This window comes from Allobosea sp. FBZP-16 (genome assembly GCF_002831785.1).
GTDB lineage: Bacteria > Pseudomonadota > Alphaproteobacteria > Rhizobiales > Beijerinckiaceae > Allobosea > Allobosea lupini.
Genome location: NZ_LNCQ01000023.1, coordinates 371380 through 395832 on the forward strand (window position 1 = coordinate 371380; position 24453 = coordinate 395832).

26 protein-coding genes are annotated in these 24453 nt (G+C 67.8%); 18 read left to right on the forward strand and 8 right to left on the reverse strand.

Annotated elements, in window-relative coordinates; all coding sequences use genetic code 11:
- Nucleotides 1-53: 53 nt before the first annotated feature.
- The gene (locus tag CXY91_RS11555; protein WP_158673380.1) at nucleotides 54-1367 is read right to left on the reverse strand and encodes a peptide ABC transporter permease; all 1314 of its coding nucleotides are present in this window, start codon (nucleotides 1365-1367) and stop codon (nucleotides 54-56) included.
- A 121-nt stretch (nucleotides 1368-1488) separates the two neighbouring features.
- Here CXY91_RS11555 and CXY91_RS11560 point away from each other — a divergent pair, with 121 nt between their 5' ends.
- The 4 genes from CXY91_RS11560 (at nucleotide 1489) to CXY91_RS31125 (ending at nucleotide 3736) form a co-directional block, all read left to right on the forward strand.
- Nucleotides 1489-2007 carry a DUF2478 domain-containing protein gene (locus CXY91_RS11560; RefSeq protein ID WP_158673381.1) on the forward strand — a complete coding sequence of 173 codons (519 nt, stop codon included), beginning with the start codon at nucleotides 1489-1491 and terminating at the stop codon, nucleotides 2005-2007.
- A gap of 20 nt (nucleotides 2008-2027) precedes the next feature.
- Nucleotides 2028-2918, forward strand: a complete 891-nt coding sequence (locus CXY91_RS11565; protein WP_091832014.1) for a formate dehydrogenase accessory sulfurtransferase FdhD — start codon at nucleotides 2028-2030, stop codon at nucleotides 2916-2918.
- Nucleotides 2911-3543: a molybdenum cofactor guanylyltransferase MobA gene (gene mobA / locus CXY91_RS11570; protein WP_100961414.1), complete on the forward strand. Its 633-nt coding sequence runs from the start codon at nucleotides 2911-2913 to the stop codon at nucleotides 3541-3543. The genes CXY91_RS11565 and mobA overlap by 8 nt, the downstream gene beginning before the upstream one ends.
- A gap of 70 nt (nucleotides 3544-3613) precedes the next feature.
- Nucleotides 3614-3736, forward strand: a complete 123-nt coding sequence (locus tag CXY91_RS31125; protein WP_280141471.1) for a hypothetical protein — start codon at nucleotides 3614-3616, stop codon at nucleotides 3734-3736.
- On the opposite strand, the gene CXY91_RS11575 is transcribed toward CXY91_RS31125, so the two are convergent.
- Nucleotides 3733-4134, reverse strand: a complete 402-nt coding sequence (locus tag CXY91_RS11575) for an SRPBCC family protein (RefSeq protein ID WP_091832008.1) — start codon at nucleotides 4132-4134, stop codon at nucleotides 3733-3735. The genes CXY91_RS31125 and CXY91_RS11575 overlap by 4 nt on opposite strands.
- 161 nt (nucleotides 4135-4295) lie before the next feature.
- Between CXY91_RS11575 and CXY91_RS11580 the strand changes: the two genes are divergently transcribed.
- Complete coding sequence (locus tag CXY91_RS11580; protein WP_100961416.1) at nucleotides 4296-4784, forward strand: VOC family protein; 489 nt, start codon at nucleotides 4296-4298, stop codon at nucleotides 4782-4784.
- 18 nt (nucleotides 4785-4802) lie between these two features.
- On the opposite strand, the gene CXY91_RS11585 is transcribed toward CXY91_RS11580, so the two are convergent.
- Nucleotides 4803-5933, reverse strand: a complete 1131-nt coding sequence (locus tag CXY91_RS11585; protein ID WP_100961418.1) for an Mrp/NBP35 family ATP-binding protein — start codon at nucleotides 5931-5933, stop codon at nucleotides 4803-4805.
- A gap of 27 nt (nucleotides 5934-5960) precedes the next feature.
- The gene (locus tag CXY91_RS11590) at nucleotides 5961-6191 is read right to left on the reverse strand and encodes a sulfurtransferase TusA family protein (RefSeq protein WP_100961420.1); all 231 of its coding nucleotides are present in this window, start codon (nucleotides 6189-6191) and stop codon (nucleotides 5961-5963) included.
- A gap of 138 nt (nucleotides 6192-6329) precedes the next feature.
- On the opposite strand from CXY91_RS11590, the gene CXY91_RS11595 reads away from it, so the two are divergent.
- Nucleotides 6330-7601 carry a c-type cytochrome gene (locus tag CXY91_RS11595; RefSeq protein ID WP_100961422.1) on the forward strand — a complete coding sequence of 424 codons (1272 nt, stop codon included), beginning with the start codon at nucleotides 6330-6332 and terminating at the stop codon, nucleotides 7599-7601.
- 119 nt (nucleotides 7602-7720) lie between these two features.
- Here the strand turns inward: CXY91_RS11595 and CXY91_RS11600 are convergent, their stop codons facing one another.
- The gene (locus CXY91_RS11600) at nucleotides 7721-9760 is read right to left on the reverse strand and encodes a 4Fe-4S binding protein (RefSeq protein WP_100961424.1); all 2040 of its coding nucleotides are present in this window, start codon (nucleotides 9758-9760) and stop codon (nucleotides 7721-7723) included.
- 130 nt (nucleotides 9761-9890) lie between these two features.
- Here CXY91_RS11600 and CXY91_RS11605 point away from each other — a divergent pair, with 130 nt between their 5' ends.
- The 12 genes from CXY91_RS11605 to CXY91_RS11660 all read left to right on the forward strand — a co-directional run bounded on the left by CXY91_RS11605 (nucleotide 9891) and on the right by CXY91_RS11660 (nucleotide 21111).
- Complete coding sequence (locus CXY91_RS11605) at nucleotides 9891-10634, forward strand: biotin/lipoate--protein ligase family protein (protein WP_100961426.1); 744 nt, start codon at nucleotides 9891-9893, stop codon at nucleotides 10632-10634.
- Nucleotides 10631-11182 carry a DUF6505 family protein gene (locus CXY91_RS11610; protein ID WP_100961428.1) on the forward strand — a complete coding sequence of 184 codons (552 nt, stop codon included), beginning with the start codon at nucleotides 10631-10633 and terminating at the stop codon, nucleotides 11180-11182. The genes CXY91_RS11605 and CXY91_RS11610 overlap by 4 nt, the downstream gene beginning before the upstream one ends.
- On the forward strand, nucleotides 11179-12189 hold the full coding sequence (locus CXY91_RS11615; RefSeq protein ID WP_100961430.1) for a DUF6352 family protein: 1011 nt from the start codon (nucleotides 11179-11181) through the stop codon (nucleotides 12187-12189). Before CXY91_RS11610 ends, CXY91_RS11615 begins: the two co-directional genes overlap by 4 nt.
- Before the next feature lie 10 nt (nucleotides 12190-12199).
- Nucleotides 12200-12706, forward strand: coding sequence for a DUF3305 domain-containing protein (locus tag CXY91_RS11620; RefSeq protein ID WP_100961432.1), 507 nt, complete (start codon nucleotides 12200-12202; stop codon nucleotides 12704-12706).
- Nucleotides 12706-13422, forward strand: coding sequence for a DUF3306 domain-containing protein (locus tag CXY91_RS11625; RefSeq protein WP_100961434.1), 717 nt, complete (start codon nucleotides 12706-12708; stop codon nucleotides 13420-13422). Before CXY91_RS11620 ends, CXY91_RS11625 begins: the two co-directional genes overlap by 1 nt.
- Nucleotides 13423-13527: 105 nt before the next feature.
- The gene (locus CXY91_RS11630) at nucleotides 13528-14319 is read left to right on the forward strand and encodes a Cro/CI family transcriptional regulator (protein WP_100961436.1); all 792 of its coding nucleotides are present in this window, start codon (nucleotides 13528-13530) and stop codon (nucleotides 14317-14319) included.
- A complete protein-coding gene (locus CXY91_RS11635; protein ID WP_427363187.1) occupies nucleotides 14316-14537 on the forward strand; it encodes a formate dehydrogenase in 222 nt (73 codons plus the stop codon). The genes CXY91_RS11630 and CXY91_RS11635 overlap by 4 nt, the downstream gene beginning before the upstream one ends.
- A 12-nt stretch (nucleotides 14538-14549) precedes the next feature.
- Entirely contained in the window at nucleotides 14550-17528 is a 2979-nt protein-coding gene (locus tag CXY91_RS11640; protein ID WP_100961438.1) for a formate dehydrogenase subunit alpha, read from the forward strand.
- Nucleotides 17529-17542: 14 nt separating this feature from the next.
- Nucleotides 17543-18139 carry a formate dehydrogenase FDH3 subunit beta gene (gene fdh3B / locus CXY91_RS11645; RefSeq protein ID WP_091831965.1) on the forward strand — a complete coding sequence of 199 codons (597 nt, stop codon included), beginning with the start codon at nucleotides 17543-17545 and terminating at the stop codon, nucleotides 18137-18139.
- Nucleotides 18140-18228: 89 nt separating this feature from the next.
- Entirely contained in the window at nucleotides 18229-19233 is a 1005-nt protein-coding gene (locus CXY91_RS11650) for a formate dehydrogenase subunit gamma (RefSeq protein ID WP_091831963.1), read from the forward strand.
- Between the two features lie 94 nt (nucleotides 19234-19327).
- A complete protein-coding gene (mobB, locus tag CXY91_RS11655; RefSeq protein ID WP_100961440.1) occupies nucleotides 19328-19858 on the forward strand; it encodes a molybdopterin-guanine dinucleotide biosynthesis protein B in 531 nt (176 codons plus the stop codon).
- A gap of 2 nt (nucleotides 19859-19860) precedes the next feature.
- Nucleotides 19861-21111, forward strand: coding sequence for a molybdopterin molybdotransferase MoeA (locus CXY91_RS11660; RefSeq protein WP_100961442.1), 1251 nt, complete (start codon nucleotides 19861-19863; stop codon nucleotides 21109-21111).
- A gap of 60 nt (nucleotides 21112-21171) precedes the next feature.
- Here CXY91_RS11660 and CXY91_RS11665 read toward each other — a convergent pair whose 3' ends face one another.
- The 3 genes from CXY91_RS11665 to CXY91_RS11675 form a co-directional block, all read right to left on the reverse strand.
- The gene (locus CXY91_RS11665; protein ID WP_091831957.1) at nucleotides 21172-21942 is read right to left on the reverse strand and encodes a TIGR02186 family protein; all 771 of its coding nucleotides are present in this window, start codon (nucleotides 21940-21942) and stop codon (nucleotides 21172-21174) included.
- Nucleotides 21939-22871 (reverse strand): sulfite exporter TauE/SafE family protein, encoded by a 933-nt coding sequence (locus tag CXY91_RS11670; protein ID WP_091831954.1) that lies wholly within the window; start codon nucleotides 22869-22871, stop codon nucleotides 21939-21941. The genes CXY91_RS11665 and CXY91_RS11670 overlap by 4 nt, the downstream gene beginning before the upstream one ends.
- 235 nt (nucleotides 22872-23106) lie before the next feature.
- A partial coding sequence (locus tag CXY91_RS11675; protein ID WP_199777411.1) for a tetratricopeptide repeat protein occupies nucleotides 23107-24453 on the reverse strand: 1347 nt, incomplete at its 5' end.

Consider the following 24453-nt stretch of genomic DNA (forward strand, 5'->3'; position numbering starts at 1 on the left):
GGACGAACGTCCAACGATAGCGCTCCGCAGCGGGCGGGAAAAGCCGCCTCAGATCACTGCCCGGCGTGGAGGTTCGGCGCCTTGGGACGACGGCTCAGCGGCGCCACCGGCCGCTCGGTCCGATACTGGCCGCGCGCGATGGCGGTGAAGAGCAGCGCGACCGCGGTCAGCGTCATCAGCCACCAGGTCTGGAACGAGGCGAAGCCGAGGGCCGCCAGCGCAAAGGCCGTGACATAGGCCGCGACGCCGCCGGCGGCGAGCGCACCCGGCATCCGGCCGGCGGCGCTGACCGCGAAATAGAGGCAAAGCGCCGCCGTCGCCGCGCCGACAAGACCGAGCTCGTACCAGGTCTCGAACAGGATGGTGGTCGGCACCTCCAGCGGCAGCGCCCCGGTGGTGCGGCCGCGCAGCACGGTGTCGAGTCCATGGCCGGTGATGAGCTGCACCGGGCGGCTCGAGATGATGTCGGCCCAGATGTCGAGGCCGGCGCCGACCGTGCTGAACACCGCCGGCGAGAGCCGGAAGAACGGCAGCAGCAGGAAGGGTAGCAGCGGCGCGAGCAGCATCAGTCCAGCCATGATCCCGCCCATCAACCGCGCGCCGACGATGCGGTTGGCGCTGACCGCGCCGAAGGCGATCGCGCCGCAGAGCATCGCCATCGCTTCGCCGTCCTCGATGCGCGAGAGCGCAAGCAGCCCGACGACCAGTGCCAGTCCCAGTGCCGTCAGCCCGCGCTCGCGCGACAGGAGCCAGGCGAGCGCGGGCCAGGACATGATCAGGACGACGCTGATGCCGCGCTCGACGCTGCCCGCGGCGTCGGCGGCGCGCGAGTCGACGGGGCCGAGCGCTTCCGTCAGGAGCAGCCCGAGTGCGAAGATCGCAGCGGTGCCGGCGCCGAGCGCAGCGAGGTTGAGATTCGAGGCGCGCATGCGCTCGGGCAGCGCCGCCGCGCCGGCGAAGCCGAGCGCCACGGCAAGGAACAGGTTGGCCGCTTTTTCGGTGGCCGAGCCGGTATAGGGGCTCCAGATCAGCGAGAGCACGGCCCAGCCGACCAGCGCCCACAGCGTCAAGCCGGCACGACTGAAGATCGAAGCCCGGATATTGCCGGCGAACCAGCGCGGCGCCTCGATCAGCGCGGCGATCGACAAGAGGATCACCCCGATCGGCACCAGCACGACGGCGGCGCGGCGCGAGACCAGCGAGGCCAGCGGGAGGGCGAGCGCCAGCGTCGCAAAGCCGATGCGGCGCAGTAGCAGCGCGGCGTCGGTCGCAGGGTCGAGGGGCGTCTGGGCGTTGGGGCGGATCATCGGCAAGCGGGTACTCGGCGAGCCGCGCCCGGCCAGGATGCCGGGAACAGCCCTTGTCACCCTAGCGCCTGCCTCAAGCTTCGACTGTAGGTGCGCTGCAACACTGGCAAAGCATCTCGCGCAGTTTGGAACACCTAAAGTTCACTGGCCGCGAAAGCCGTTCCGTGGGATGAAGCAGACGATGACTGCTCCGCTTGCCGCGATCGTCTATTCCTCGGGCTTCCCCATCGACGAGCTGATGGCGGAGGTCGCCGATATCCTGAAGCGCGAGGCCGTCCGGCTTGGCGGCGTCGTCCAGCACAACAATGGCGACTGCATGAGCGGTTGCACCAGCATGGCGCTCGAGGACCTTGCCTCCGGCCGGCTCTTTCCGATCAGCGAGGATCGCGGTGCCGGCTCGGCTGGCTGCCGGCTTGACGCTGCAGGCCTCGCGGCTGCTGGTGCCGCCGTCTCTGGCGCGCTGTCTGGGCCGGTCGACCTGGTCATCGTCAACAAGTTCGGCAAGCAGGAGGTGCTGGGCCAGGGGCTGCGCGCCGAGATCGCCGCCGGCGTCGTCGCCGGCCTGCCTCTTCTGACTGCAGTGCGCGACGACATGCTTGCCGCCTGGTCGCAGTTCGCCGGCGAAGACTGGCAGCGCCTGCCGCCCGAATCTGCTGCCGTGACCGATTGGGCGATGGCAGCGCTCCGCCAGCCGGCCTGAAGGCTAGCAAGGAACGATCCGTGCCCCTCGGCAGCGATTTTCTCGACGATTACCTGATCCGGCCCGACCCGGCTGCCGCGCGGCTCGGCGCGACCGTTGCCGGAATCGACCATAGCGGCGCCCATGTCGAGACCCGCGTCGTCACCGAACGGGCTCTGACGCTCTATCTGAACAGCCAGGAGATCGTCACGATGATGACGATCGGCGACCATCCCGAATATCTCGCGCTCGGCTATCTCCTGAACCAGAACATGCTGAGGCGCGGCGATCCGGTCGAGGCGGTCGACTATGACGAGGAACTCGAGGTCGTGGTGGTGCGCACGCCGGAGCGCACCGATTTCGAGCAGAAGCTGAAGAAGAAGACGCTGACCTCGGGCTGCGCGCAGGGCACCGCCTTCGGCGACCTGATGGAAGCGATCGACGAGATCGTCTTGCCTAAGGCCGAGTTGCGTACCAGCTGGCTTTATGCGCTGACCCGCAAGATCAACACCACGCCCTCGCTCTATCTGGAGGCGGGCGCGATCCATGGCTGCGTGCTCTGCGAGCGTGACAAGCCGCTGGTCTACATGGAGGACGTCGGCCGCCACAATGCCGTCGACAAGGTCGCCGGCTGGCTCTTCCGTCATGATGTCGATCCCGGCAGGATGATCTTCTACACCACCGGCCGACTGACCTCGGAGATGGTGATCAAGACGGTGCGCATGGGCATCCCGATCCTGGTCTCGCGCTCGGGCTTCACCGAATGGGGTGTCGAGCTCGCCCGCAAGGCCGGCCTCACCCTGATCGGCCGCGCGCGCGGCAAGCGCTTCCTGGCGCTGGCCGGCGAGGATCGCATCATCTTCGACCAGGACCCCGACAGCGTGGAGGAGGAGGGCGGCAAGCATCGCCGCAAGGGAGCCGGCGATGACTGATCCCGGCCCGCCCACCCTGGGCCTGCTCCTTGCCGGCGGGCTCGCCCGGCGCATGGGTGGCGGCGACAAGCCGTTGCGCACCATCGCCGGCCGCACCATCCTCGCCCATGTGATCGAGCGGCTTGAGCCCCAATGCGACGGGCTTCTGCTCAACGCCAATGGCGATCCCTCTCGCTTCGCCGATTACGGTCTGCCTGTCGTCGCCGATAGCGTGCCGGACTTCGCCGGGCCGCTCGCGGGCATCCTCGCCGGGCTCGACTGGCTGGCGGTGAATCGGCCGGGCGCGGAGTGGCTGGTCAGCGTCGCCGCCGACACGCCGTTCATCCCGCGCGATCTGGTGGCGCGGCTGCATGCGGCGCGGGAGGCGGGGAATGTCCCGCTCGCCTGCGCTGCCTCAGGCGGCTGGACCCATCCGGTGATCGGTCTCTGGCCGGTCGCGCTGCGCGAGGAGTTGCGCCATGCGCTCACCGTCGAGGACGAGCGCAAGATCGACCGCTGGACGGCGCGCCATGGCGTCGTGTCGGTCGAATGGCCAGTCGAGCCGGTCGATCCCTTCTTCAACGCCAATCGGCCTGATGATCTCGCAGACGCCGAGCGGCTGCATGCCGCGCTCGGCGACGCTTGATCAGCCGCAGCCCCGCCCCTAGATTCGGGGGATGAGCGAAGCTTATTCGCCTGCCTCTGGGGGAAGTTGCATGAAGTCGTTTGCCATCGCCGTCGCTTTCGCTGCCATTGCCGCCTATGGGGCGAGCCTGGTGCTGGCGACCTATCAGCGCCCGGTCGATGTCGCCTTTGCGACCAGCAGCGTGCGACTCTAGCCCTCCAGCAGCTTCTTCAACCGGGCGAGATCGGCCGCGATCCATTCGGCATCGCGGGCGAAGGCGTCATCCGTCATCTCTGGCCGCCTGAGCAGCGTGAACACCACCTCGCTGCCGCTGCCATTCGCCAGCGCACGCATCGGGTTGTGCATCGGCGCGCCGCTGTCGGGGATGACGGCGTGGTCGAGCACGCCGTAGCGGTTGGGCTCGCTGAACATCACCCGCATCGGCCCCATCGGCGTCTTCGCGCGATAGGTCATGCCCTCGACATGGCTGAATTCAGCCCCGAGCCCCTCCGCCCATGTCGGGAAGTTCATGGGATCGGCGAGGAAGCCGTAGACCTCCTCGATCGGCCGGTCGATCGCGATGCTGATATGGCGCGTTGGCAGCACGGGCATGGTCGCGTCTCCATCATTGTCGCCTTGGAACATAACATGAACAAGATTCTTTGTCATCGCGGATCGATGATGGGCCGTGCGCGAGCTCGCCGCGGATCGATCAAGAATCCGCCGGTTTCGCCCACCCTCTATTCCAGCGGCGACGGATCAGGAGATTCGAGATGAAGCAGACCATCGGCTTGGGCCTGGGGATTTTCGTGCAGCATGGGCGTGAGCAGGAGGCCGCGGATTTCTACAGCGAGGCTTTCGAGGCGCGGCAACTCAAGACACACAGGATCGATGGCGAGATCGCCGGGGTCGAGATGCTCATCGGTGGAATCCGTGTTTCCGTCGCCGGTTCGAATCCGCGCCGCGAGGAGGAGCCGTCCTATGGCGGCCCGTTCTTCCCCAAGGCGGCCGGGGCGGTCAGCATGACGATCCTGCTGACGGTTCCCGATCTCGAGACCTGTTTCGCGCAAGCGATCGTGGCGGGCGCTGCGCTGCGTGACCGCGTCCAGACCGATACCGAAGGCAGGCGGGTCGCCTCGCTCTTCGATCCGTTCGGCCATATCTGGATGTTGACGGAGCGACAGACGGAAGCGGAGAGAGCGTCTTCCGACCAGTTCGTGGCGCAGGCCGACAGGCCTGGTGTCTCGATGCTCCGGGGCTAGCTTCGAAGCCGGTCGGCCTTACTCGATCACGATCCGTGGCGCGGCCCGGGCGGGCCCGGCAAGGCCGGCCTTCACCTGCCGCGCCAGAGCGACATAGGCCTTGGCATGGGCGCTGTCGGGATCGCTCGCCACGATCGGGCGGCCGCCATCGGAGGTCTCGCGGATCGGCATGGCGAGCGGGATTTCGCCCAGGAAGGGCACGCCCTGCCGCTCCGCTTCGTGCCGGGCTCCGCCATGGGCGAAGATGTCCGAGCGGTGGCCGCATTCCGGGCAGATGAAATAGCTCATGTTCTCGACGATGCCGAGGATCGGCACCTCGACCTTCCTGAACATGGCGACGCCGCGGCGGGCATCGAGCAAGGCGAGGTCCTGCGGCGTCGAGACGATGACGGCGCCGGCGAGCGGGGTCTGCTGGGCCATGGTGAGCTGGGCGTCGCCCGTCCCGGGTGGCATGTCGACGACGAGCACGTCGAGTTCGCCCCAGGCGACCTCGCGCAACATCTGGGTGATCGCCGAGATCACCATCGGCCCGCGCCAGATCATCGGCGTTTCCTCGTCGATCAGGAAGCCGATCGACATGATCTTGAGGCCATAGGCCTCCATCGGTGCGAGCGTGCGGCCCGAGACCAGCCGCGGCTTGCCGGTGATGCCGAAGATCTTCGGTACCGAGGGGCCGTAGATGTCGGCATCAAGTACGCCGACCTTGAGGCCGAGGGTCGCCAGGCCAACGGCGAGATTGGCCGTGGTGGTCGATTTGCCCACGCCACCCTTGCCGCTCGCCACCGCGATGATCTGCTTGACGCCGGGAATGCCGGCCGCCTTCGGCACCGGCCCGCCGGGCGCAGGCTGGCCGTGCGCCTGCCGGCGTGCCTCCGCCGCCTGTGAGGGGGCTCGCCCCGGCGCCTTGTCGGCGGTGAGGCCGACCAGGACCTGCGTCACGCCCGGAATGCCGCCGACCGCACTCTCGGCCGCCTTGCGCACGGGCTCCATCGCGCCGGCTTCGGTCGCATCGATGCCGATTGCGAAGATCACCTTGCCGTCGTTGATCAGGATATCGCCGACGCGGCCGGAGGCCGCCAGCGATTGCCCGCTCGCCGGCAGCTTCACCAGCTCGAGCGCGCGCAGGATGTCGTTTTGCGAAAGGGCCACGATCTGGGCTCCGGTTGTTGCGCGACGCTAGGCCGCGGCCTTGCGGATGTGGAAGACCAGCAGCTCGCCCTCGCTGCTGCTGAGTTCGATCGCGTCGCCGGTCTCGCGCATCAGATTGGGGATGTCGATCGCCGCCATCGGATCTGTGCACTCGACCAGGAACAGATCGCCGGGAGTCGCCGCTTTCAACGCCTTGCGCACGCGCAAGGCGGGGAGGGGGCATTTGAGGCCGCGCAGATTGAGCGGAATGGACGTCATGGGCGAAGGCCGATCGAACGAGACAGCGCTTCATATGATGGCTTTTTGTACGGGAGCAACAGGTGGGAAACCGTTCTCCCGCGGGGGAAGAAGCGAAGGCCGCCTTGCCAAGGCCAATTGAAGCGACATGATCGCTGCATGATCAGGATCGCCCTTGCCCTGTCTATGCTCGCCTTCGGCAGCCATGCCTTCGCCCAGGAGCTGCGTGGCCATGGCGGACCGGTTCGCTCGGCCGCCGTCTCGGCCGATGGCACGGTGGCGCTGACGGGCTCCTTCGATCAGTCGGCGATCCTCTGGGACCTGTCCCGCGGCAGCGCGATCAGGGTGCTGCGTTTCCATCAGGGCGCGGTCAACGCCGCCGTCGCGGTCAAAGGCCTGGGCTTCGCCACTGGCGGCGAGGACGGCAGGATCGCGCTCTGGCGCGGCGATGCCGCCGAACCGGCGAAGGTGATCGAAGGCCACAAGGGGCCGGTCGCGGCGCTGGCGGTCTCACCCGAGGGCGGGCATCTCGCTTCCGCCTCCTGGGATGGAACGGTTCGGGTCGCCGCCCTGGCCGATGGAACGGCGCGTGTGCTCGAAGGCCATCAGGGTCCGGTCAACGGCGTCGCCTTCGCGCCGGGCGGGATGGTCGTCTCCTCCGGCTATGACGCGAGCTTGCGCTTCTGGCCGGCGGATGGCGGTGTCCCGCTGATCGTCACCACCCCCGCGCCGCTCAATGGCGTTGTCGCTGCGCCCGATGGCGAGATCGTGGTCGCTGCTGCCGATGGCCGCTTGCGTCTGTTCGGCTCGGATGGCAGCCAGCGCGCCGAGATCTCCGTCGGCGACACCCCATTGATCGCACTCGCCATCTCGCCCGATGGAGCAACGATCGCAGTTGGTGGCCTGCGCGGCCAAGTCGCGCTGATCGACCGCAAGATGCGCACGATCCGCGCCACGCTTGTCGGGCCTGGCCTGCCGGTCTGGTCGCTTGCCTTCCTGCCCGATGGCAAGCAGCTCCTGTCCGGGGGCGCCGACCGGCTGGTCCGGCGCTGGAACGCCGTCACCGGCGAGCATGTCGGGGCGGTGGTGCCGCGTGCCGGCGAGGATGCGCTCGCCGCCTTCCAGGGCGAGCGGGGTGCGCAGCTCTTCCGCGCCTGCGCGGCTTGCCACACCTTGACGCCGGCGGATGGCAACAGAGCCGGTCCGACGCTGCACGGCATCTTCGGTCGCCGCATCGCCACCGCGCCCGGCTATACCTATTCCGATGCGCTCAAGGGCATGGATATCGTCTGGAGCAAGGAGAGCGTCGCCAGGCTGTTCGAGATCGGCCCGAACACCTACACGCCCGGCACCAAAATGCCCGAGCAGAGGATCGGCGCTGCCGAGGATCGACAGGCGCTGGTGGACTGGCTGGAGAAGGTGACGCGGTAGGGAGGACCGCTCTCTCCGTCATGGTCGGGCTTGTCCCGACCATCCACGCCTTCGTTCGGGCAATGCGGTGTTCAAGACTTGGATGCTCGCCACAAGGGCGAGCATGACGGGAGCGTATCCTACCCCAGCGGGTCCTCGCCGCGCTCCGCCCGCTCCCGCAGATAGTCGTCGGTGGTGCGCACCGGCGGGCGCTGCGGCGAGTGATGCGGGTCGAAGCTCTCGTTGACCACCGCCTCGACCCGGCAATCCTCGCACATGCGCAGGATCGAGGCGCGCTTGGCGCCTTCGCCAGCGAACATCCAGTGCTTGTTCTCGAGCTTGGCGGCGATCTTTTCGATCGTGCTGCGAACGCCGAAGGGCTTGGCGCAGGCGATGCAGTGGAACGGCTCCTCCTGCTTGACGACCCATCGGCCGCCCTTCCAGGCGTCGAAATCGACGCGCGGCTCCAGCGTGATCACCTTTTCCGGGCAGGTCGCGGCGCAGAGCCCGCACTGCACGCAAAGATCCTCCTGGAAGGTCAGCGTCGGGCGCTCCGGATTGTCACCGAGGGCGCTGACCGGGCAGGCGGAGACGCAGGCGAGGCAGAGCGTGCAGCCCTCGGTGTCGACATGAACTGTGCCGAAGGGTGCGCGTGGTGGCATCGCCACGTTGGCGACCGGCACCGGCGCGGCGGCATGCAGTTCACCGATCGTCTGGCGCAGCAGCGGGCGTCCGGCTCCCATCGGCCGGAAGCGCGCTGGTTGCGCGACGTTGGGGCCGGGCGTGATCTTCGACAGGGCGGCGTTGAGGGCGTCGGGATCGTCGGTCTCGATCAGCGCGGCGCGGGCTTCGCCATAGCCGAGCGCGCCCGCGAGGGCGTTGGCGTAGTCGAGATTGCGGGTGAGCCCGGAGAGGTCGTGCTTCGGCTTGGCCTGGCCGAGCACGCGGATGGCTGAGGCGCCGAAGGCGAGCGCGGCAGCGAAGGTTTCCAGACCGATCTGGGTGATCTCGTTGACGCGCAGGGGCAACACCCGCGCCGGCAGGCCGGCCCCATGGCGCGCAAGCGCCTCGATCAGGGGTTCGCCGTGGTCGCCGTCATGCAGCAGCACGACGGGCTCGCGCCCGCCGGCCTCGGCATAGGTGACGAGCAGCGTCCGCAGCTTGCGCAGCAGCGCATCGGCCGGCGGCAGCGCATAGGTCACCGCGCCGGTTGGGCAGACGGCGGCGCAGGCGCCGCAGCCGGCGCAGATCTCGGCGGAGATCGCGACATGATCGCCGGCCGGGGTTATCGCGCCGGTCGGGCAGAGTTCGAGGCAGCGCGTGCAGCCTGTCTTCTGCGAGCGCGCATGGGCGCAGAGGCCTTCGTTCAGGGCCACATAGGCCGGCTTGTCGAACTCGCCGAGGAGCCCGCTCGCCTGGAAGGCGAGCCGCTCGACCGCGGCCGCATCGCGTGGGTCGGCTCGCAGATAGCCGGCGCGGAGGTCGCCGGCCGGGAAGAGCGGCGTGCCGCCGGAGACGTCGATGATGACATCGCAATGCGAGACCGCGCCATTGCGCGGTGCCTCGAAGACGAGCTTCCCGCGCGAGGACGGGCTCGGGGCGGCGTAGTCGTTGACGGTGAGTTCGAAGGCGCCGAGCCAGCCGCTCGCCTGCGCGATCGTGCCTTTCAGCACGGGGAATTCGTCGCTGCGCGGTGGCGAAACTTCGCCGGGACGCGACAGCAAGACGGTGACGTCGAGATGCTCGGCGAGCCGGTGCGCCAGCGTGATCGCGATCTCGTCGCGGCCGTAGATCAGCGCGACGCCCTTGCTGGTCAGCGTGGTGAAGGAGGCCGGCGGCATGGGTTCGCTTGCCGCGGCGAGCAGGGCGGCCATCTTCGGGCCGGCGGACCTGGCCTCGTCCGACCAGCCGGCCTGTTCGCGGATGTTGGTGAAGATGAGGTCGCCGGTGTAGTCGAGGTCTGCTGCGATCTCCTCAAAGAGGGGCGCCTCCTGCGTGCAGGCGACGGTGATGGCATCGCTCCTGGCCAGCATGGCGTGGAAGCGTTCGACCTGGCTGCGGCAGAGATGGCGATGCTCGCTGATCTCGGCGCCGGCGCAGCCGCGCTGGATTGCCTTGCCGTCGAGCGGCATCGTGTCCTCGCACGAGCAGATCATCAGCGTGCGGGCGACATCGGTCATCGGGCAGGCGTCCTCATGATCGAAGCAGCGGCTTTCGTCGCGCTTGCGATAATTCCTCCCTATATGGGATTGGAATGGCTCCAAAGAAGCAAGCCTCTCCCTTGGGATAAGAGGCGACAGGGCAGCGACGATGGCGGCAGGGCCGGTCAGGCAGGACGATCTCAGGCGCGAGCCGGTGCTGCCGCCGGGCTTTTCGCTCGTCACCCTGCGCGAATCCGGCGACGCCTTCGCCCATGCGCAGGCGATCGCGGCCGAGGCCGGGGCCGCGACCCTGGTTTGGGTGCGACGTTTCGACATCGTCGAATTCGCGGTGGTCCTGGAGCCCGACGCCATCCTCGCCGAGGCGAGGCTCGCCCATTACCTCGCCATGAACGCGCTCGCCGATGCGCTTGCCGTGCATTCGCCGCCGGAGCGGCCGGTGCTGTTCCGCTGGCCGGATGCGCTGACCTATGATCTCGGCCTGATCGGCGGCGGCTGCCTCGGCTGGCCGACGGATTGCCCGGAGAATCAGGTGCCGGACTGGCTCGTCTTCGGCGCCATGGTCCGGGCGACCACGATGTCGCCCTTCGAGCTCGGCCAGACCGGCGTCGGCATGGCCGAGGAGGGCTTCGAGGAGGTCGATGCCGTCGACCTGATCGAGTCCTTCTGCCGCCATCTCATGCTGGGCGTCAGCCACTGGCAGGAGGAGGGCGCCAAGGCGGCTGCGCGGCGCTGGCTCGACCGGCTGGAAAAGGTGGTCGGCGTGCGCCACGGCATCGAGCCGAACGGTGATCTGATCGCGACCTCGCAGTTCGGCACGGAACGTCGGAGCCTCACCGAGGCGCTGGCGAAGGTCGACTGGCTCGACCAGGAGAATGGAGCCCCGAAGCTGTGAGTGCCCTCAAGCTCCCGCGCGCGATAAGGCTCGACCCGTCGGACGGCTTCGTCTTCCGCAAGGCGGCGGAACCGGGTGAGTGGCTGGTCACCGGCTCCTTCCTGTTCACGCCCGAAAGCGTCGCCGGGCTCGATACCAAGGGGCGAGTCGCCTTCCGCTCCGGCTTCCTCGGCATCGACAGCTTCGGCTGGAGTACGCTCGCTATCGTCACGGAGGTGAAGGTAGAGGAGCGCGAGCAGGCGACTGCGCAGCTTGCAGGACAGTTCGTCGATAAGCTCGGTGCGCCCAATCTCGCAGCTGCGCGCGCGGCGGCCGAGGAGGAGGTCGCATTCGCCGCTTCGCTCTGCGATCATCCCGCGCAGACTCTGCTCGCTTTGCATCGCACGCTCGAGGATGGCGAGATCCGCGAGCGCTTCCGGACCTTGATGCCGCGCGGTGATACGCCGAAGGATGCGTTCCGCGCCTTCGAATTCGTCGAGACCGATGGCGAGGACGAGCCTGAGGAGCATGTCGACCTGATGCAGTTGATCAAGGACGCGCCGAGATGACCCATTTCTGGGCGAGCTCCGGTCATCTCCTGCTCGACCGTGAAGTGGGCGGCGGACTCGTCGTCACCGATGATTTCCTCAAGGCCTATCTGGCGCGGCCGGAGGTGCTGCCGCCGGAGGAAGCCTGCGATGCCGAGCGCGCACTGCATGCCAAGCTGATGGCGCAGCCGCAGGCCGAGGTCGCCGAGAGCGAGATCGCGGCCATCGCCGATGCCGATGCGCGCGAGAACTGGCGCTTCCTGCTCGGCTGGCGCGAGCGTCTGCTGGCGGCGCCGACGCTGCAGGGCGCCTATGCCGGAATCATCCGCCGCGGGGGGTCCGGCATTCCGCCCGTCTTCCTCGACCAGCTCGTCCACGTCATCCTGCGCGCCGGGCTAGACGAGGAAAGCGACCCCTTCGTGGTGCGTGCCGCCGAATGCCTGTTCCGGCCGCAGCGCGTCACGTTGCACGAGAACACGATCCTGCTCGCCGATGCCGAGATGATCGAGGGCCACGAGGCTGACAGGCATGCGTCGCCCTTGCTCGCCATGCTCGGCGGGCCGGCAGTGACCTCGCTCGATATCCTCAAGAGCGGCGATGCCGACCGCTACTGGCAGCGCTCGGACGCCTTCGACATGGTGCTCGACCTCGGCGGCAAGCCCTCCGGCCGCGCTGCACTCGGCAAGGCGATCGCCCACTGGATCCGGCAGATCCATGGCTTCGACGTCGAGATCGAAGCCGTCGAGAATGTAAGGGACGCAAACTGGCGCTGGTTCGTCGGCCTCGATGCGCAGGCAACCGCGATCGGCAATGCGCTCTGGAAGGGGGAGGCGCTCGATGAGGACAAGGCTTCACGCCTGATCGCGCTCTACCGTTTGACCCTGCCATCCGAGGTGCCGGTGCTGCCGGCGGCCAAGGGAGCACCTATCTATCTGATGCTGGCGATAGACGGCGACCGACTGGTCAGGATGAAGCCGCAGAACCTGGTGACCGGCCTGCCGCTCGCCGCGCACGAGATGGCGAATTGAGGACGAGGCCATGCAGCAACATCACGAGGTTGGTGTCGTGGTCGAGCGGCGCAGGCTCGATTCGCCCTGGGCCGACCATGCCTGGGCGCCGATCGCGGTGCTGCCCGAGCCGCCGCCCCTCGCGCCCTGGAGCCGGCTCGCCGGCGACGATAGGCGCGAGCAGTTCTATCTCGGCTCGGCCGTGCTGACGCTGCATTCGGTCGACACTGCCCATTTCCGCGAGAATTTCGCGAGCGGCAACGCCAAGCTCTGGGTTTCGATCCGCCCGACCGGAATCGAGCCGGCGCTGGAGCTGGTCGGCGTCACCGCCGATCCCTCCGAAGGCGAGGTCTTCCTCGAGAATGTCGACGACATCGTCGAGGCGGTGCCGATGCCGGCCGCGATTGCTCAGGCCGTGCTCGCCTTCTTCGAGGCGCATCATGTCGAGCGCGAATTCGTCAAGCGCAAGCGGACCGAGCATGATCCGCGCAAGGGCGGATTGCGGCCGCGCCCGGGTCTCCAACGTGGAGAGGATTGATGCCGCTCCCCGACGACGAGTATCGCGAAGAAGGCTTCCTAGGCCGCTGGGCACGCCGCAAGAAAGAGGCGCAGCAGCCGGCCCAGCCGGCTGCCGAGCCGGCACCGACCGGCACCGAGCCCGCTACGGAAGCCCCCGCACCTGAACCCGTGCCCGAGATGGTCGAGCCGCCTTCGCTCGATCTCGTCGACAAGGATTTCGACGTCGCCCATTGGCTGAAGCAGAACGTGCCCGAGGAGTGGAAGCTCAAGGCACTGCGGCGCGCCTGGGAGAGCGATCCGGCGATCTCGGGCTATCTCGACCCGGCCCGTGACTATGCGCTCGATTGGAACACGCCGGGTGGCGCGCCGGGCTATGGGCCGCTCAGCGAGTCGGACAATGTCGAGGAGATGCTGGCCAACATCTTCGGCAAGCCGCCCGAGCCGGTTGCCGGTCCAACCGAGGAGGTGCGTAACGACGTCGCAGTTGTTCGACCTTCGTCTAATGACGAGAGCGGGTCTGATTCTGCTGCGGCGCAGCAGGTTCCTGGAATAGCCGCCGATGACGCCCAGCCGGTGCGGCTAGGCGACGAGGGTGTTTCCCAAAAATTCGCTGAAAAAGCTGCTGAATCGAGTGTTTCTCCGGGCGGCGGTTCTGTTGCAGCGCAAAAAACACCTGAAATTCAGCCGCCACAGCAGCGGGCAAGGCGCCGTGGCGGGGGGGCGACACCGCTCTGAGCTTCAGTTGAGAACAATTGCAATCTAAACCGATAAGGTCTCATTATCGCCGCGTGCTCCGGCGGGTTCTAGCTTGCTGGCGCGGCATTGGAGACGCCTTCGTTCATGCGGGACCAGGCTCTGGAGCGAGCGATCGAAGCGGCCGGCGGCGTGCGTGCGCTGGCGCGAGGGGTCGGTGTCTCGCAGCCGGCGATCTCGACGTGGAAGCGTGTCCCGGCCGATCGCGTCCTCTCGGTGGAGGCCTTGACCGGCGTCTCGCGCAGCGATCTGCGGCCCGATCTCTACCCGCAGGAGCCGATCATCGTCGAGACTGCCGCCCTCGCGATCGATGAGCTCGACGCCGCTCGCGCCGACGAGTTCGAGCTGATCGGCGCTCTGCTCTGGCGCGCTCCGACAATCGAAACCCTTGCGGCCCTGCAGAGCCTGCGCGGCGATGCTTCCCCGCTCGGAATGGCCCATATGGCTCTGGCGGAAGCCGCCGCCGAGGCGAGCCCCGAACAGGTGCGGGACGAGTTTTTCCAGCTCTTCATCGGTGTCGGCCGCGGCGAGCTCTTGCCATATGCCTCCTACTATCTCACGGGCTTCCTGCACGAGCGCCCGCTCGCTCTGGTGCGCGAGGACATGGGCAGGCTCGGTCTCGCTCGCGCCGAGCGCGTCGGCGAGCCCGAAGACCATATCGCCGTGCTGATGGATATCGAGGCCAGGCTGATCCGCGGCGAGGTCTCGGGCGAGGGGGTCGACGAGGCTTCTTTCTTCGCCCGCCACATCCGCCCCTGGGCCGACCGCTTCTTCGCCGATCTCGAGACCGCGCAGGCGGCGCGGTTCTATCGCGCCGTCGGCCGGGTCGGCAGCCTTTACCTTTCGATCGAGACGCAGGCGGCGAGCCTGCCCGCATGACATACGGCACGGAGGAGACGACGATGTCGCAGAAGAGCAAGGAGACGGCTCTCGACCGCCGCAACTTCTTCAAGGCGCTCGGTGCCGGCGCAACGGTGGCCGTCGCGCCAGTCGCGGTCACGCCTGCCGCCGCCGTCGATCCCGGCAAGGACGAGACGAAGGCGCGCTATCGCGAGAGCGAGCACGTCAAGGACTTCTACCGTGTCAACCGTTACTGAGGAGGCGGCATCATGCTGATCAAGCGCAAATCCGCCGACGTCCAGCGCGGCCGCCTGCAGAGCGCCCTTGGAGGCCTCGCCTCCGGCGTGATGGACCGCCGCTCCTTCCTGCGCCGCTCCGGCCTCGTCGCCGGCGGTGTCGCGGCTGCCGGCGCCCTGCAGATCGGCTCGGTCCGCAAGGCCGAGGCCGCAGTGCCCGGCCCGGCCACCGGCACCAAGGTCGTCAAGAACATCTGCACCCATTGCTCGGTGGGCTGCACCGTCCGCGCCGAGGTCAACAACGGCGTCTGGGTCGGCCAGGAGCCGGCCTGGGAGAGTCCGATCAACCGCGGCAGCCACTGCGCCAAGGGCGCCTCGGTGCGCGAGCTCGTCCATGGCGATCGCCGCATCAAGTACCCGATGAAGCTGGTCGACGGGCAGTGGCAGCGCCTGTCCTGGGACCAGGCGATCAACGAGATCGGCGACAAGATGATGGAGATCCGGGCCAAGTCCGGCGCGGATTCTGTCTATCTGCTCGGCTCGGCCAAGTTCTCCAACGAAGGCTCCTACCTGTTCCGCAAGTTCGCGGCCTTCTGGGGCACCAACAACGTCGACCACCAGGCCCGCATCTGCCACTCGACCACGGTCGCGGGTGTCGCGAACACCTGGGGCTACGGCGCCATGACCAACTCCTACAACGACATCCGCAATTCGAAGACCGTCATCTTCATGGGCTCGAACGCGGCCGAGGCGCATCCGGTCTCGATGCAGCATATCCTGACCGGCAAGGAGCAGCAGCGCGCAAACGTCATCGTCTTCGACCCGCGCCTGACCCGCACCGCGGCGCATGCCACCGACTATGTCCGTTTCCGCTCGGGCACCGACATCGCGGTGATCTGGGGCCTGATGTGGCACATCTTCAAGAACGGCTGGGAGGACAAGGCCTTCATCGCCGCGCGCGTCCACGGCATGGACGACGTCCGCAAGGAGGTCGAGAAATACGATCCCAAGACGGTCGAGGACATCACCGGCATTCCGGGCGAGCAGCTGAAGCGCGTCGCCCAGACCTTCGCCACGGTTAAGCCGGCGACCTTTGTCTGGTGCATGGGCGTGACCCAGCACTCGGTCGGCACGGCCAATGTCCGCGCCATCTGCAACCTCCTGCTGGCGACCGGCAATGTCGGCTCCAACGGCACCGGCGCCAACATCTTCCGCGGCCACTGCAACGTCCAGGGCGCAACCGACTTCGGCTTGGATATCTCGAACCTGCCTTGCTATTACGGCCTGGTCGAGGGCGCCTGGCGCCACTGGGCCCGCGTCTGGGGCGTCGACTACGACTATTTCGTCTCGCGCTTCGACGAAGTGCCGGCCAAGGGCGGCCGGCCGGCCCGCACGCGCAAGGCCAATATGGAGACCTCCGGCCATACCTCGACCCGCTGGTTCGACGCCGCGAACCTGCCGGCCGAGCAGGTCGACCAGAAGGACAACCTCAAGGCCATGTTCGTCATGGGCCATGGCGGCAACACCATCCCGCGCATGCCCGATGCGGTGAAGGGCCTCGAGAAACTCGATCTCCTCGTCGTCTGCGATCCGCATCCGACCAATTTCGTCTCGCTCGGCGGGCGCAAGAACGGGACCTACATCCTGCCGATCTGCACCCAGTTCGAAACCTCCGGCTCGCGCACCTGCTCGAACCGCTCGGTGCAGTGGGGCGAGAAGGTCGTCGAGCCGATCTTCGAATCGGCCAGCGACTACGCGGTCATCTACAAGCTCTCGCAGAAGCTCGGCTTCGCCACCGAAATGTTCCGGCCCTATGAGATGGTCCAGGGCAAGATCGGGCTGGAGCCGACGGCCGAATCGATCCTCAGGGAGATCAACCGCGGCGGCTGGTCGACCGGCTATACCGGCCAGTCGCCCGAGCGCCTGAAGCTGCACATGGCGAACCAGGACAAGTTCGACATCGTGACGCTGCGCGGCGCCAAGGGTTCGCCGGTCGAGAACGATTTCTACGGCCTGCCCTGGCCGTGCTGGGGCACGCCCGAATACAAGCACCCGGGCACGCACATCCTCTACAACACCTCGCTCGCGGCCAAGGATGGCGGCGGCACCTTCCGCCCGCGCTTCGGCCTCACCCGCGAGCGCACGCTGCCCGACGGCAGCAAGGTCGAGGATACCCTGCTCGCCGAGGGCGGCTCCTACTCGCTGAACTCGGACATCAAGGACGGCTATCCCGAGTTCACCATGGGCGTGCTGAAGAAGCTCGGCTGGGACAAGGACCTGACGCCGGCGGAACTGGCCACCATCTCCTGGATCGGCGGCAACGCCGTCGATGGCGTCTCCTGGTCGACCGACCTCTCCGGCGGCATCCAGCGCGTCGCGCTGGAACATGGCTGCGTACCCTATGGCAACGGCAAGGCCAGGGCCAATGCCTGGAACCTGCCGGACCCGGTGCCGGTCCATCGCGAGCCGATCTACTCGCCGCGCGTCGACCTCGTGGCGAAATGGCCGGCACGTCCGGACGAGCGCACGCTGCGCATCCCGAACCTGCACACCTCTGTGCAGAAGGCGGCGGTCGAGAAGGGCATCGCCAAGTCGTTCCCGATCGTGCTGACCTCAGGCCGCCTCGTCGAATACGAGGGCGGCGGCGAAGAGACGCGCTCGAACAAGTGGCTGGCCGAATTGCAGCAGGACATGTTCGTCGAGATCAACACGGCGGATGCGGCCGAGCGTGGCATCCGGGACGGCGCCTTCGTCTGGGTCACCGGGCCGGAGAACAACTCCAAGGCCAGGGTCAAGGCGCTGGTTACCGAGCGGGTCGGCAAAGGCGCCGCCTTCATGCCCTTCCATTTCGGCGGCTTCTATCAGGGCGTCGACCAGCGCGGCAATTATCCGAAGGGCCTCGACCCGATCGTGCTGGGCGAGTCGGTCAATATCGTCACGACCTATGGCTACGACCCTGTGACCGCCATGCACGAAGGCAAGGTCACGCTCTGCCAGATCGCGGCGGCGTGAGGAGGAACTGAACCATGGCCCGGATGAAATTCCTCTGCGACGCCGATCGCTGCATCGAGTGCAACGCCTGCGTCACCGCCTGCAAGAACGAGAACGACGTGCCCTGGGGCATCAACCGCCGGCGCGTCGTCACCATCAATGACGGCAAGCCCGGCGAGCGCTCGGTCTCGATGGCCTGCATGCATTGCACGGACGCACCCTGCATGGCCGTCTGTCCGGTCGACTGCTTCTACAACACCGCCGACGGCGTCGTGCTGCACAACAAGGACCTGTGCATCGGCTGCGGCTACTGCTTCTACGCCTGCCCGTTCGGCGCCCCGCAATATCCGAAGGTCAGCAATTTCGGCTCGCGCGGCAAGATGGACAAGTGCACCTATTGCTCGGGCGGCCCGGAGGCCGACCTGTCGCCGGCCGAGTATCAGAAATACGGCTCGAACCGTCTCGCCGAGGGCAAGCTGCCGCTTTGCGCCGAGATGTGCTCGACCAAGTCGCTGCTCGCCGGCGACGGCGAGGTGATCGCGCAGATTTACAAGGAACGCGTGGTCAAGCGCGGCTACGGCTCGGGAGCCTGGGGCTGGCAGACGGCCTATCGGGAAACCATCACGATCTGAGCTGGGGGAGGAGGGCGCATCACGGCCTGGCAAAAGGTCGGGTGCGTTCTTCCCCAGATTGACGCTGCCTTCGCGAAAAGGATGCCGCAATGTCGCTGCGCGCTCATCTCCGCTTCCTCGTAACGGCGCTGCTGCTGGCCATCGCCGTCGGCATCGCCCAGCCTGGCTCCGCTCAGCAGGTCAACCCGACCGCCGATTCGGTCAGGGAGAAGCAGTTCCTCGATGCGCTGAAGGGCAATCCTTCGGCCGAATTGCAGGGCCGCATCAGCATCCCCGACACCAAGGCGGCGACGCTGGAGCGCCCCGCCGGGCGCGAGTGGCGGGCCTTCCACCAGAACACCATGACCAAGATCGGCGCGGTCGCTGTGCTCGGCATGCTGATCGCGCTGATCGCCTTCTATCTCATTCGCGGCCGTATCCGGATCGAGAGCGGTCCCTCCGGGCAGACGCTGACGCGCTTCAACGGTTTCGAGCGCTTCGTCCACTGGCTTACTGCAGCCTGCTTCATCGTGCTGGCGCTGTCGGGTCTGAACGTCACCTTCGGCAAGGCGCTGCTACTGCCGTTGATCGGCCCGGAGGCGTTCACCAACGTCTCGATCGTGGCGAAATGGGCGCACAACTACCTGGCCTGGCCGTTCATGCTGGGTATCGCCCTGATGTTCCTGATCTGGATCAAGGACAACATCCCCGGCATGGTCGACGTCCGCTGGTTCGCGGCCGGCGGCGGCATCGTCGGCAAGGGCCATCCGCCGGCCAAGCGCTTCAACGGCGGCCAGAAGATCGTGTTCTGGACTGTCGTGCTCGGCGGCGCTGCGCTCGGCGTCTCGGGCGTCTATCTGCTTTTCCCCGCGACGGCCGGCGGCGTGCTCAACCTGCAATTCTGGAACGTGGTCCACGGTATCGTCGGCGTGCTGATGATCGCTGCCATCCTCGCCCACATCTATATCGGCACGGTCGGCATGGAGGGCGCCTTCGACGCGATGGGCTCCGGCGAGGTCGATCTCAACTGGGCCAGGGAGCACCATTCGCTCTGGGTCGCCGAGGAAATGAAGAAGGGCCACGTCCACGGCGGCAAGCTGCAGCCGGCGGAGTGAACTTTTGCCGCGCTTGACCCGCTGACGGCATTTGCATGATGACAGCCGGGCGCATCTCGCGCCCGGCTTTGTCTTTTTGAGGATGTCGTTGTCGATGCGCGTGATCGGACTGGCGGGCTGGAGCGGGGCCGGCAAGACGACCCTCCTCTCCAGGCTGATTCCGGAATTCAATCGCCGCGGCGTCAGGGTCTCGACCATCAAGCACGCCCATCATGCCTTCGATCTCGACACGCCCGGCAAGGATTCCTTCCTCCATCGCCAGGCCGGCGCCTCGGAGGTGCTGATTTCCTCGGCCAAACGCTGGGCGCTCCTGCACGAATTGCGCGACGAGCCCGAAGCGGCGCTGCCGGAGCTGCTGTCGCGGCTGTCTCCGGTCGATCTTGTCATCGTCGAGGGCTTCAAGCGCGATCGGCATGCCAAGCTCGAGGTCTATCGCGCCGCCAACGACAAGCCGCCTTTGCATCCAGGCGATCCCAGCATCGTCGCCATCGCCAGCGACACCGCGTTTCCGGATGCCGGCCGGCCGGTGATCGGGCTCGACGACGTCGCCGCCATCGCCGATTGTCTCTTCGCCAATGCCCGGCCGCTCGACACGGTGCTGGCCCGGGCGAAAGAGGATTCCTGACGATGGCGCAGCTCAGCGCGGATGCCGACGCCTTCGGGCCGATGCTGACGATCGAGCAGGCGGCCGGACACGCCGCCGAGCGCATCGCGGCGGTGGCCGGCAGCGAGACTGTCCCGCTCGCCGCGGCGGATGGGCGCGTGCTGGCCGCGGATGTCATCGCGCCGCTCGACCTGCCGCCCTTCGCCAATTCGGCGGTCGATGGCTATGCCGTCCGTTTCGCCGACCTGGCGGCCGCGGAAACGCAGCTCCCGCTCTCGGGGAGGGTTGCAGCCGGCAACGACGCCGTCGGTGTCGCGACGGTGGGGGTGGCCGTGCGTGTCTTTACCGGCGCGCCGATGCCGGCGGGTGCCGATACCGTCTTCATGCAAGAGGACGTCACGCTGAAAGCCGGCGCGGTCATCCTGCCGCCCGGGCTGAAGCGTGGCGCCAATACCCGGCCAGCGGGCGAAGATCTGCCGCGCGGGCATGTCGCGCTCGCTGCCGGCCGGCGCCTGCGACCACAGGACCTCGCGTTGCTTGCCGCGCTCGGCCTGACCGAAGTCGCGGTGCGCAGACGTGTCCGCGTCGCGATCTTCTCGACCGGAGATGAGCTCAACGAGCCCGGCACGGCCCTGCCGCGCGCCGGCATCTACGATGCCAATCGCAGCCTCCTGCGCGCGCTCGTCACCCGCGCCGGGGCGGATGTCGTCGATCTTGGCATCCTCAAGGATGAACCTGAGAGCCTCGCCGCACGCCTGCTGCAGGCTGCGGAAAGTTGCGACCTGATCCTGACCTCGGGCGGCGTCTCCACAGGCGAGGAGGACCACGTGAAGGCGGCGGTCGAGCGCGCCGGCGAACTCGCCTTCTGGCGTGTCGCGATCAAGCCCGGCCGCCCGGTGGCGATGGGGCAGGTCGCCGCAACCCCCTTCATCGGTCTCCCCGGCAACCCCGTCGCGGTCTTCGTCACCTTCGCGTTCGTTGCGCGCACCGTTATCGCGCTGCTCTCGGGCACACCGCCGAACAGTCTGCACGGCCTGCCGGTCAGGCTCGGCTTTCCCTACAAGAAGAAGGCGGGTCGACGCGAATACGTCCGTGTCTCGCTGGCTCCCGGGCCGGACGGCATCTCGGTGGCGCGCAAGCATCCGCGCGATGGCGCCGGCGTGCTGACCTCGCTGACCGAGACCGACGGGCTGGTCGAACTCGCCGACGAGCTGACGAACGTGGCCGAAGGCACGATCGTGCCTTTCCTCGCCTATGAGATGCTGACGGGCTGAAGCATCGGGCCGAAAAGTCGAATCGACCTATTCGAAACAAGCCGACGTGCGATCCAAGGCTCAGTCGCGCCGGAAGATCACCGTCGCCAGCCAGCCCAGCAGGAGGGCCACCGCGACCGTCGCCAGGCCGTAGAGAAGCGGCCGGTCATGCGCGGCCGAGGTCATGCGCTGTTCTGCGCCGGTCTTCACCACCTCGAAATTGGTGGTCTGGCGGGCCAGGATCGAGCCGCCAGCATAGAGCAGGACCTCGACCTCATAGGGGCCGGTCGGCGCGACCGCCGGAATCTTGATCTGCGAGCTGAACAGGGCCGGCGACAGGAAGGTCACGCCTCGTTCGTCCAGCGCATAGAGCTGCTTGCCTTCGAGCGTCCGGATCAGCGCTTCGCGAAAACGGGCGATATCGAGTTCGAAGTCGAAGCCCGTCGGTGTGCGCTGCGCATTGGCCAGGCCGATCTTGTCGCGCCGCGCCGCCTCCTCCGACAGGATCTCCTTGATCGGCCGGTTGGTCGCGACCGAGAGATAGATCGAGCGGTCCGGGAAGCGGCGCTGGGTGCGGTTGATCCAGAGCGGGCCGACGCGCTCCTTCTCGCGCACGATCAGCATGCGCCGCGGGCCGCGGACGGTGACGACGATGTCGTAGGGGTCGGCCCGCGCGACGGACCGGCCATCGCGCTCGACCAGGCCGAACACCGCGAGCTGGTCGCCGGTGAAGTTTGAGGCGATCGCGATCCGGTGGGTCGACAGGGCCGCGATCAGCGCCTCGGCCTTCGCGGGGAGGGCGGCGAGGACCGCGAGGCAGGCCGCAATGAGGGCGAGCGCCGCGTGTCTCATCGCTGCGCTCCGTCCTGCACCACCACCGAATAGGGCTCGCTCGGGGGCAGGAAGAGCTCGACCGCGAAGCGCAGGCCGACCGACAGGATCAGCAGCGCCAGCAGCAGCCGGAACGAGGAGACGTTGAGATTGCGCGCTGCCCGGCCGCCGAACTGCGCGCCGATGACGCCGCCGACCAGCAGCAGCATGGCCAGGATGATGTCGACCGACTGGTTGGTGACGGCGTGCAGCACCGTCGCGCCGGTCATGGTGACCAGGATCTGGAACAGCGAGGTGCCGACCACCACGGCCGGCGGAATCCGGAAGAAATAGATCAGTGCGGGGACGAGCATGAAGCCGCCGCCGACGCCGAGAACGGCGCCGATGAAGCCGATGATGACGGCGAGCGCCATGATGGGGATCACGCTGGCATAGAGCTGGGAGCGCGGGAAGCGCATGCGCAGCGGCAGGCCCATCCAGGGCGGATGCGAGCCGGCCTCGCGCAGACGGCGGGCCGGCTTGCCCCTGCGGTCGCGTAGCGCGACGCGCACCGCGTCGAACAGCATCAGCCCGCCGATGCAGGTGAAGAGCGTGACATAGGCCAGGGTGATCACCAGCTCGAGCTGGCCAAGCCGCCGCATCGAGTTGAAGAACAGCACGCCCAGGATCGTGCCGACTATGCCGCCCGAGACTAGGATGCCGCCGAGCTTGAAGTCGAGCGCGTTGCGCCGCCAGTAGGTCAGCACGCCGGTCATCGACGAGCCGGCGACCTGCGCGGCGACGGTCGCGACAGCGACGGCGGGGGGGATGTCGAGGAAGATTAGCAAGGGCGTCAGCAGGAAGCCGCCGCCGACGCCGAACAGGCCCGAGATGAAGCCGACCGCGCCGCTCAGCCCGAGCACCAGGAAAATGCTGATCGGCAGTTCCGCGATCGGGAGATAGATCTGCACGCTTCCAAACCTTGCCGGCCGTCGATGCCACCTCATGTCGGGCATGAGCCGCAAAAGTGGATACGACTTTTGCGACGAGAACATGCCCAACGTGCTGAGCCGGCACGAATTTCTGCTGCTCCGCCGGGACCGTCCGAACGAAAATCACGCCATAGCGGCGACGCTACAGCGGAATCCTTTTTAATTTGTGCAGTTTTGAGGGGCTTTCGGCGCAGGTCCGGCCTGCACCGAAAGCTCAGCCGCGGCTCGGCTTGGCCGGCTTTTTGCCGGCGACCGGCAGTTCGTCCCAGCCCTTGGCCGGCTGCGTGACCTCGTTGGCGTTCGCCTCCAGCGGCTTCGGCTTCCAGCTCTCGGCCGCTGCCTTGGCGGCGGCGAGATCACCGGCCGGCAGCCGGCCCGCCACCTCGTCGCGCTTGCGGCCGGCATCCTCGTCACCCTGGGCTGCCGCGATCGCGAACCAGCGATAGGACTGGCTGAGATCGGCCGGAGCGCCGAGGCCGCGACCGAGCAGGATGGCGAGGTTGTACTGGCTGTCGCGCACGCCATGCTCGGCGGCGCGGCGGAACCAGTCGGTCGCCGTGGCATAGTCCGGCTTGCCGCCGGCACCCTCGGCGTAGAGCACTGCCAGATTGTGCATCGCCTTGGCGTTGCCACGCTCGGCGGCGCGCCCATACCAGACCTTGGCCAGCGCCGGGTCGCGGTTGGTGCCGATGCCCTTCTCGAACATGTTGCCGAGGCGGAACTGCGCCGGCCCGAGACCGGCGACGGCGGCGCGCTCGAACAGGCGCAGCGCCAGCTTCGGGTCGCGGTTGCCGGGGCCGTCGGCCGCCTGGGCCGCGATCTGGTAGACCGCGCGGGCGTCGCCCGCGAGCGCTGCCTTGCGCAGGCCGGCGCTGCCGACAGTCGGCGGCAACTCGCCGATGCCGGTGACGGTATCGACTGCCTCGGACGGGCTCTGCAGCGGCAGCGAAGCCACCATTGAGGGCACGGAGGCTGCCGGCGGCAGCGCCTCCGCATTTGCCGTCTGGGCCGGCGCGGGAACCGCGGCCTGCGCCGGTGTCGTGCCGATCTGCAGCGGCGGCAGGGCCGAGCTCTGGTCCTTCACCGGCGGTGCCGCCGGCTCGGCCGGGGCGCCTTGCGGGGCCGGCTTAGCCGCAGGAGCTTCGGCGGGGGCGGGCCGGGTCGCTTCAGTCCGGCTGCTGCTCTCGTTCACCAGCTGCTTCTTGGCGCTGCCCTGCTGGCTGCTCGAGAAGACCTGGGCGGCGCCTATCGCGAGAACCAGCGCGGCGAGACCGAGCAGCAGCGGCCGCCGGCGCTTTTCGAGAATTTCCTTGAGGCGCCCGCCGCCGGAGGGTGACTTGGCCGCCTTGCCGGGCTTGCTCGTCTCGGTCGTCGCCGGGTTGGTCGCCGCAGCGTCGCTGGCGGCCTTGGCCGAGCGACGCGCCGCGGCGATCAGGCTCTGGCGGACGGCCTGCGGATCATTGCCCTGTGGGGCGGGTGCCTCGGGGCGCGGCCGGCCGGAGCCCGGCTCCAGCGGCAGGTCGAGCCCGCCGGTGCGCGGCAGGCGCGTCTCGGCGACGAA

Excerpts from the sequence above, each read along its gene's own strand:
- CXY91_RS11560 (WP_158673381.1), top strand. The coding sequence starts at position 1,489 with ATGACTGCTCCGCTTGCCGCGATCGTCTATTCCTCGGGCTTCCCCATC.
- mobA (WP_100961414.1), top strand. The coding sequence starts at position 2,911 with ATGACTGATCCCGGCCCGCCCACCCTGGGCCTGCTCCTTGCCGGCGGG.
- CXY91_RS31125 (WP_280141471.1), top strand. The coding sequence starts at position 3,614 with ATGAAGTCGTTTGCCATCGCCGTCGCTTTCGCTGCCATTGCCGCCTAT.
- CXY91_RS11575 (WP_091832008.1), bottom strand. The coding sequence starts at position 4,134 with ATGCCCGTGCTGCCAACGCGCCATATCAGCATCGCGATCGACCGGCCG.
- CXY91_RS11580 (WP_100961416.1), top strand. The coding sequence starts at position 4,296 with ATGAAGCAGACCATCGGCTTGGGCCTGGGGATTTTCGTGCAGCATGGG.
- CXY91_RS11590 (WP_100961420.1), bottom strand. The coding sequence starts at position 6,191 with ATGACGTCCATTCCGCTCAATCTGCGCGGCCTCAAATGCCCCCTCCCC.
- CXY91_RS11595 (WP_100961422.1), top strand. The coding sequence starts at position 6,330 with ATGATCAGGATCGCCCTTGCCCTGTCTATGCTCGCCTTCGGCAGCCAT.
- CXY91_RS11600 (WP_100961424.1), bottom strand. The coding sequence starts at position 9,760 with ATGACCGATGTCGCCCGCACGCTGATGATCTGCTCGTGCGAGGACACG.
- CXY91_RS11605 (WP_100961426.1), top strand. The coding sequence starts at position 9,891 with ATGGCGGCAGGGCCGGTCAGGCAGGACGATCTCAGGCGCGAGCCGGTG.
- CXY91_RS11615 (WP_100961430.1), top strand. The coding sequence starts at position 11,179 with ATGACCCATTTCTGGGCGAGCTCCGGTCATCTCCTGCTCGACCGTGAA.
- CXY91_RS11620 (WP_100961432.1), top strand. The coding sequence starts at position 12,200 with ATGCAGCAACATCACGAGGTTGGTGTCGTGGTCGAGCGGCGCAGGCTC.
- CXY91_RS11625 (WP_100961434.1), top strand. The coding sequence starts at position 12,706 with ATGCCGCTCCCCGACGACGAGTATCGCGAAGAAGGCTTCCTAGGCCGC.
- CXY91_RS11630 (WP_100961436.1), top strand. The coding sequence starts at position 13,528 with ATGCGGGACCAGGCTCTGGAGCGAGCGATCGAAGCGGCCGGCGGCGTG.
- CXY91_RS11635 (WP_427363187.1), top strand. The coding sequence starts at position 14,316 with ATGACATACGGCACGGAGGAGACGACGATGTCGCAGAAGAGCAAGGAG.
- CXY91_RS11640 (WP_100961438.1), top strand. The coding sequence starts at position 14,550 with ATGCTGATCAAGCGCAAATCCGCCGACGTCCAGCGCGGCCGCCTGCAG.
- fdh3B (WP_091831965.1), top strand. The coding sequence starts at position 17,543 with ATGGCCCGGATGAAATTCCTCTGCGACGCCGATCGCTGCATCGAGTGC.
- CXY91_RS11650 (WP_091831963.1), top strand. The coding sequence starts at position 18,229 with ATGTCGCTGCGCGCTCATCTCCGCTTCCTCGTAACGGCGCTGCTGCTG.
- mobB (WP_100961440.1), top strand. The coding sequence starts at position 19,328 with ATGCGCGTGATCGGACTGGCGGGCTGGAGCGGGGCCGGCAAGACGACC.
- CXY91_RS11660 (WP_100961442.1), top strand. The coding sequence starts at position 19,861 with ATGGCGCAGCTCAGCGCGGATGCCGACGCCTTCGGGCCGATGCTGACG.
- CXY91_RS11665 (WP_091831957.1), bottom strand. The coding sequence starts at position 21,942 with ATGAGACACGCGGCGCTCGCCCTCATTGCGGCCTGCCTCGCGGTCCTC.